Origin of the sequence: Bradyrhizobium sp. Ai1a-2 (genome assembly GCF_000426245.1) — a bacterium.
GTDB lineage: Bacteria > Pseudomonadota > Alphaproteobacteria > Rhizobiales > Xanthobacteraceae > Bradyrhizobium.
This window is the reverse complement of sequence record NZ_AUEZ01000090.1, coordinates 21,481-28,176: the sequence shown is the minus strand read 5'-3', so window position 1 is coordinate 28,176 and position 6,696 is coordinate 21,481. Positions and strand designations below refer to the sequence as shown.

Here is a 6,696-nt window from a genome sequence, read left to right as displayed (position 1 = left end):
AACCGGGATGAACGCCGGGCGTGAGGACGGCGGCAGCGACCTGGTCGCGGTGTGCCTCTTGATCCACTTCCGAAGGAGGTTCGCGTTGACCCCATGTTCGAGTGCAAGCCTCGATACCGAAACCCCAGGCTCAAGGCAGGCCGTGACAAGACGCTCTTTCGATGCCGCCTCGTAGCGCCGGCGACCGTTCCGGCCAATAAGCCTGACCCGCAGTTTCTGATCATCGTCGCTCATCACAAGGTGTCCACCTATTTTGGTGGACACCTCATGCATCAGAGCACTCAAAAGCAAAAGGTGCGGAGAAATTCGCGCTTACTGCTGGTCGACCGGAGCCTTGGCTGCGCGGAGCTTACGTCAGGACCGCACCGAGCGTCGCAACCTATGTTTAGGCGGCCTTATCGACGCCTCGTGAGATGGGTATTTACATAGTTTAATGAACCCCGGCAGCCCGGCGCTAATTTCCCGGCATGGGAAGCAAACGAAAGCGCAATCGATCGAAACCTATCGGCTCACTTCAGGAGCGGTTGATCAGCACAGCCCAACAGGCCCGGACCCGGGCCAGAAGTCTGGCACCAGGCGTCGAGCGCGAGAGGCTGCTCCGACAAGCGCGGCAAGTCGAACAGGCCGCCGAGTTGAACGAAGCTCTCAGTTTGGGCACGCCAAAATGAAAGACATGCAAGCGCACTTGCAGAGGCTTCGGAATGAAGCCGAAGAGTGCGAGTTAATCAGCAAGCTCGCGACCAATGGGACGAAGAAAGCATTGTTTGCCAAGCTTGCGGAACATCATCGATCGCTGGTTAAGGAAGTGGAAGAAGCCATCACAGCCTCTCCACTAATTCCAAGCGATTGAACTGCCTCACGCTGCTTGCTTAGCGACGCTTGCCCGGCTTTTGCTTCGGTTTCAGCTTTTCCTTGGCCTTTAGGACGTCGGCTTGACTGCGGTACGCCTTGGCAAGATTGAGGAAGGTTTCGGAAATTTCAGCATCCGAGACCGCCAGCGCGATGCGCTTAGCCCTTTTTGCCTGTTTCCGAAACTGCTTGGCTTCCTTCACTAGAAGGGACCTCTGTGGGGACGTAGGAACAAACCTTTTCTGTCCAAATTGTATGGCTGCACGCACGATTCACCAACCGTGTTGTGCAATGCCCCCCAGCAGCCCGGTTGTCACCATCGGGCTGCCCCGGCGCTTTTGGTGCGAGGCTGAGGCTGCCTTATATTCCCAACTCTTTCAGGATGCGATCGCGGTGCGCGACGTGTTGGACTTGTATGAGGCGAAATGTTTCCAACAGAGAGTAGGCCAATCTCGTATCAAGCCCGAGAAGTTCAAGGTCTGCGACACGGATTTCTTGGTTAGAGATATGCCTCGCGCCACGCGCTACGTGCTGTTCGGCTTCCGCCAAATGTTGAAGCTGCATACTCCGATCCATGCTCCCCTCCGTTGCACATGCAGGCGGGAGCGCGATCGGTCTCTCAGCCACCGACGCCCGGGCTAGTAGCTGCCGGTGATGCGATTAGTCTACCACATCTTGATCCGGCGATGGAATATGGGCGTGCTGTCGACGTCCGAGGAACGTGTTCGGGGACTCATTCGTCGTCAGCACTTTGATTGCCTCCGCGATGCTCTCACGAGCCGATCGGAGGGTTTCCTCAAGTTCAGGATCATTCCCGCGAAAGATAACGTTCTGCCGAGGAATCACGGCCTCCTCCATTGACCAAGTTGTTGCCGATAGGCAGTCACAATGCGTCAATTTCGCCCTTAAACGCACAAAGTCTAAAACTGTGCCCGCCTACTGGCCAACTAATGTGAGCCGGCTAGGCATCGTACAGGGCCTTTTCCTTCGACCGATGCATCATCTGTTCGCGCAGTTCCACAGCCACTTCGTGGTCATGGGCAATTAAGCCCTTCTTGCGCGCCCACGTCACCGCTTGAGTTGCGCTGTCCACCAAATCCTTGTACTTGGATTTCGGGAACGACTCCGCTTGATCGATGACCTTCTCTGCCCACTCAGGCCCAAAGCCGTCGTCGTCGCATGGTGCATAGATCAGCCCGGCAGCAAACGACGGTTCGGCCGTGTGCGCGCGTGCGACCTTGTCGATAGTCGGCGACGGCAGTTCAATCGACCAGTTTTCCTCACGGTACAGCCGCTTGATTTCCTGCGCCGCCGTGATGCCGGTTGCCTTCGCTTCGATCAGGAGCTTATCGACGCGGAACCGCCGACAGGTATAGGCGAGCCATTGCACCAATCCCCAATTGGGCATTGACCGCTTATCGTATTGCGCCTTTGTCTCGCTGACCAGCTTTTCGGGCAATTGCCCGTGCATCTCAAGATGCCGCATCCATGCCCAAATGAGCATCATGCGAGCGCGATCCTGCTTATCGCGGAAGATGCCCCAGACCGTGCAGGCCGAAGGGTCATTCTCCTCTTTCTCAGTGTAAGCCGTGTCCGCGCTGGCGATGATAAACTCGAAAGCCGGATATTTCTTCGCCGTCCACGGTTGCCAGTAATCCCGCTTGAGGATTTGACCGCCCCGAGGTTTGGGCGATTGCTGCATCTGTCCTGCCGTCGCTATCGGCCCCAGAGCGATTTCGTCACGGTTGACGACATGCATAGGGAAGCGAGCCTTGAACAGCAGTTCGCCCTCTTCCGTCCGCGGATCACGAAACCCGATGGATGTTTCGCAACGCCGCTCCGGATCAAACCGCATGGGAAGCATGATATGCTCGTAACCCATCCGATCCGGAGCCGACAGGATCACGCCCGCGGTGTCGTCTTCATGCAAGCGCTGCATAATGACGATGATAACCGATCGATCCGGATTGTTCAGACGCGTGGTCAACGACTCCCGAAACGTGACGTTCGCCGCCTCACGATCCGCATCCGACAGCGCATCAGCCACCGACATGGGGTCATCAAGGATGACGAAGTCCGCGCGCTCACCGGTCAGAGACTTGAACGGCACACCTTGCCGAAACCCGGTTGCGGTGTTCTCGAATTTGGTTTTCGAGTTTTGGTCTCCGGTCATTGTGACCAGATCGCCCCACCGCCTTTGATACCATCTCGACTGCACAAGGCGCCGACACTTCATCGTGTCGCGAACGGCGTTGCGCTCATTGTGCGAGGTTGCGAGGAAACGCTTGTTCGGCCTCCGCATAGGCCCCCAGACCCACGCGGGAAAGAACACGCACACGAGCAGGGATTTCATGGTGCCGGGAGGCACGTTGCCCAAGAGTCGGAATAGTTCTGCCGACCCCCACTTTTCAACAATCCAAGACTCTAATTCGTCACCCGCAGCCATGCCCTCAGACACGAAAGCCGCTTCCAGATGATCGCAGAGCGCGTCAATGTGCCAATTATGGACATAAGGCTGGCCCGGCTCGACCACATGCCAAGCCTGCCGAACAAACTCAGTTAAGCTTTCGCACTCCCGACGACTTGCCCTTATGGCTTGCTCGTCCAGAAGCCGCCGCAACCGGAGTAATTCCGCCCGAGGTAAGCGCCCGGATTTCGTTTTCGAGTTCATCATCCGTCAGAGCCGCAAAATCCCCGGCATTCCCATTCTCGCGGCGTTCGATCCGCTTGCCCGAGAGGATCGCCTTTTCCTTCAGCGCTGAGACAGCCGCCGCCGTTTGGCCCTTCGCCTTCGCCAGTTCGAGAACTTCATCCAGTTCCGCGATTAGGCTTTCGGTAGTGATTTCCGATCGCGCCGCCGCCCGTTCTTTGAGTTCCGCCACACGAGCGCGAACGCTCTCATATCCACTCAGGCGATTTGCATTGGCCGAATGCGGCTTGAACCCTGCCAGCGCGTAAGCATCCATCTGGCTTTTGCCCTTGGCGAGCCATTGGGCGAACAGTTCATGCTTTCCGTTCTTGAGTATCGGCATAGCTTGCTCACTGTTTTTCGTGAGGGGTTGAGATCAGGAGTATGGAAGCGTGATGCCGAGCTTATAGAGCTTTGAGAGGTTTACCGCCCTACGGGCTTGGGAGACGTTTAGAAGCCCCTGCGCTTCGAGAGGCACGAACGACTGCACAGGAAGGTCTACCCAAACCCAGACGTTCCCTAAGCCGTCTATCCGAAGCTTTGCCGGCCGGTGCGCCTCATCAAGTTCACTGAGAGGCGAGAGCGCGCTTTCGTTGTCCTCTATCGAGGGAGCCGCGCTCTCTGTGCGCTCACGGTGTATCGGTGCGGGTGCTGCCGGGTTCAAGAACTTTGGGTTTCTGCCCCCGGACGCGATGATGCCGAGCCATTCGAGACGCGCCCGGTAGATCAGCTCTGAGACGACGCGACCATAGCGCCAGCGGTACAACAGCCTGGACATCAGAGCCGCCGCCTGTACCAATCGATTGCGTTCCAGTGAAACAGCGAGCCGACAGCGACTCCGTGTTTCCAGCGATACCACAAACGCATCATGGCAGATCAGGCCCCCAACTCAGCTTCTGGAACACGAAATCGAAGTTCCGCCGCTTCAAGTTCGTTTCCTCACACTTGAAACAGTGCCCGTACTCAGTGAGCGCGACGACATCGCGGAAACAGATCGGGCAGCGAACGCTAGTCGCGATCGTCGGCGCTTGGCTTGTCGGGATGCATGGCATGGTTCACCCAATTGCGGTGACGGGCCGAGCGCATGTAGGCCGTCAGGTTCAGTTCAGCGTTGCCCGGCTCACCGTGTTGAATGGCAACCATCGGCCACACCCACGACAGCGCTTTGCCCAGATTGGCGTTGACGGGAATCCAGAGATCGCCGTTTTGATCGAAACGCGCCATCATGCCCCGCCCCCATTGTGCCCGGCGTCCGGACTAAGCGACGCTTCGAGCGCCGCGATATCGTGTTCCTGCGCTTCGAGCAGCGACTCGCTCTGATCCATCGCCGCGGTCGCCCGCTTTTTCAGATCACCCGCTTTTTGCGCTAACTCAGCGGTGCGCGCCGTCTGCTCTGATTTGTTTGCCGTAATCATCGCGGCCAAATCTGCAAGGCTCGACATCTTGCCTCCGGTTGGATTGACGTTTGCCGGGCTTATGGAAGCCATCGGCGGGACTGGCGTGACATGAGCGGCCACTGGCGCGGGCGACACAGGAGCCGCATGGATAGGCGCGGCAACGTCGGCGGGGACAACGCTCCCAGCGCGCTTCCCCTCAATCGAGGCAGCAAGTTCCTTAAGCCGCATATTCATTTGCTGCGCCCAAAACTCGATATTTGTTTCCAGTGTGGCGACTATCAGCGCGCTCTCAAAGTTTGAGAGCTCGATCACTCCAATCGCCACAGTGGATTGCTCCTCTTTTCGATACTCGAAAGAGGTATGGATTTGGTTAGAAGCGCGGCAGGAAAGATGCCTGCCGATCGTGAATCGCCGATTGAACTTCGAGCGCGAGTTGCTTGGGCTGCATGTTGATATCGAACAGCGTCGGCCGCTGTTGATCCTGCAGAAGGTCCGAATACTTGTCGGACAACTCCCAGCAAATGAACGCCTTGACGTTCGAGAACGACAGCACGTCGCGAATGTATGGGCGCGCGAATGCCGCCGCGAACGGATCAATCGCCGTCGGGTCGGTTATGCTGTGATCCAACGCCCCATTGCTTCCGCCGAACACGCTTACATCGAACTCCGAAATGTGGACTTCGAGCCCACGTTTCTGAATCTCACCAAGCAGCCACATCACGCCTTCATGCGAGACGCCGCCGGTCCACTTGATGATATGGCTTTCAAAGCCGATGCCGTGGATTGGCACGCCCTTTCCGAGCAGGCTATCGACAAGATTAAGGAACGCTACCCGATTCTTTTCCATGCCCCAGCGCTCGATCGCCTGCTCATTCATGAACAGCTTTGCGTTGGGATCAGCCGCATGGGCGAGATTGAACGCACGCTCAATGTAGGACGGACCGAAAACCTTCATCCATGTTTTCGAGCGCAGACAATCCGCGCGACCGTGCGCTGGCTCGATCGGCTCATTGACCACATCCCAATGCGTGATCTTGCCGGCATAGCGCGAGACCGTTTCGGTAATGTGTTTGTCGAAATCCGCGGCAGCCTCATCCACCGGGACATTGAGCACGCCGAAGTCTGGCGCTGTGCTGTTGGACGTCCAAAGCCATGATGGATTGTTTTCATTCCACGCAAGGTTATGGCCCTTTACCTTGATGCCGTTCGCCAATGCGAAATTGATCAGATTATCAGCGTTCGTCCAAACCGGAACCATGTCCCGCGTCGGGCGAACACGCGACCACTTCAGCGCCGTGTCAGTTGTGATGATGCCGCAGTGCTGCAAATAGAGCGCCTGATAGCTCGCGTCCGAAAGTGTCGGAGTGTCGGCAGCGGCACCGAACATCAAGCCTTTCGGCAGCGCCGCTTGATTCAAACTGTCCATTTCACTTTTCCTCTTTTGGGCGGCTCGACCAATCACATAGCCGCCCCACCGTGTAATTCTTGACCGCCCGGATATCGCGATTGTTGAACGACCAGATTTCGCCCGTGTCATTCACGACGCAAATCCATTCGTTGTCGGAGTCAATTCCGCGATCAACCAAAAATTTAACCAACGCTTCGCCCTTCGGCGTATCGACCCATAACGCTTCACGCAATTCGTGAACTGCAACCACGCGGCAGTCTCCATCTTGTGACTATAGGGCCATTGACCCTATGGGGCTTTAAGCCCTATCTCTATGTGCATGAACAACGCGGCGACGCCGCACACAGAAGGAA

The 6,696-nt window shown here is 57.1% G+C and carries 10 protein-coding genes; 1 reads left to right on the top strand and 9 read right to left on the bottom strand.

Going from position 1 to position 6,696, the window contains the following annotated elements; all coding sequences use genetic code 11:
- On the bottom strand, window positions 1-234 hold a 234-nt coding region (locus K288_RS51210; RefSeq protein ID WP_201449778.1), incomplete at its 3' end, for a transposase.
- Window positions 235-664: 430 nt separating this feature from the next.
- Here K288_RS51210 and K288_RS0136690 point away from each other — a divergent pair.
- Window positions 665-850: a hypothetical protein gene (locus K288_RS0136690; RefSeq protein WP_027583986.1), complete on the top strand. Its 186-nt coding sequence runs from the start codon at window positions 665-667 to the stop codon at window positions 848-850.
- A 19-nt stretch (window positions 851-869) separates the two neighbouring features.
- Here the strand turns inward: K288_RS0136690 and K288_RS0136685 are convergent, their stop codons facing one another.
- From K288_RS0136685 to K288_RS53805, 8 genes are all read right to left on the bottom strand, one after another.
- Complete coding sequence (locus K288_RS0136685; protein WP_027583985.1) at window positions 870-1,052, bottom strand: hypothetical protein; 183 nt, start codon at window positions 1,050-1,052, stop codon at window positions 870-872.
- Window positions 1,053-1,810: 758 nt separating this feature from the next.
- The gene (locus K288_RS47690) at window positions 1,811-3,382 is read right to left on the bottom strand and encodes a hypothetical protein (RefSeq protein WP_152535843.1); all 1,572 of its coding nucleotides are present in this window, start codon (window positions 3,380-3,382) and stop codon (window positions 1,811-1,813) included.
- Between the two features lie 22 nt (window positions 3,383-3,404).
- Window positions 3,405-3,881, bottom strand: coding sequence for a hypothetical protein (locus K288_RS49895; protein WP_051334944.1), 477 nt, complete (start codon window positions 3,879-3,881; stop codon window positions 3,405-3,407).
- A 33-nt stretch (window positions 3,882-3,914) separates the two neighbouring features.
- Window positions 3,915-4,316, bottom strand: coding sequence for a hypothetical protein (locus K288_RS0136660; protein ID WP_027583982.1), 402 nt, complete (start codon window positions 4,314-4,316; stop codon window positions 3,915-3,917).
- A gap of 230 nt (window positions 4,317-4,546) precedes the next feature.
- Window positions 4,547-4,762 carry a hypothetical protein gene (locus K288_RS0136655; RefSeq protein WP_027583981.1) on the bottom strand — a complete coding sequence of 72 codons (216 nt, stop codon included), beginning with the start codon at window positions 4,760-4,762 and terminating at the stop codon, window positions 4,547-4,549.
- Entirely contained in the window at window positions 4,762-5,247 is a 486-nt protein-coding gene (locus K288_RS0136650; RefSeq protein ID WP_027583980.1) for a hypothetical protein, read from the bottom strand. The genes K288_RS0136655 and K288_RS0136650 overlap by 1 nt, the downstream gene beginning before the upstream one ends.
- A 58-nt stretch (window positions 5,248-5,305) precedes the next feature.
- Window positions 5,306-6,397 carry an endo-1,4-beta-xylanase gene (locus K288_RS0136645; protein WP_160169048.1) on the bottom strand — a complete coding sequence of 364 codons (1,092 nt, stop codon included), beginning with the start codon at window positions 6,395-6,397 and terminating at the stop codon, window positions 5,306-5,308.
- Window positions 6,363-6,593, bottom strand: a complete 231-nt coding sequence (locus K288_RS53805; protein WP_160169047.1) for a hypothetical protein — start codon at window positions 6,591-6,593, stop codon at window positions 6,363-6,365. The genes K288_RS0136645 and K288_RS53805 overlap by 35 nt, the downstream gene beginning before the upstream one ends.
- Between the last annotated feature and the right edge of the window lie 103 nt (window positions 6,594-6,696).

What these genes read in the sequence shown, in the direction of transcription:
- K288_RS0136690 (WP_027583986.1), top strand. Translation starts at nt 665, where the DNA reads ATGAAAGACATGCAAGCGCACTTGCAGAGGCTTCGGAATGAAGCCGAA.
- K288_RS49895 (WP_051334944.1), bottom strand. Translation starts at nt 3,881, where the DNA reads ATGCCGATACTCAAGAACGGAAAGCATGAACTGTTCGCCCAATGGCTC.
- K288_RS0136660 (WP_027583982.1), bottom strand. Translation starts at nt 4,316, where the DNA reads ATGTCCAGGCTGTTGTACCGCTGGCGCTATGGTCGCGTCGTCTCAGAG.
- K288_RS0136655 (WP_027583981.1), bottom strand. Translation starts at nt 4,762, where the DNA reads ATGGCGCGTTTCGATCAAAACGGCGATCTCTGGATTCCCGTCAACGCC.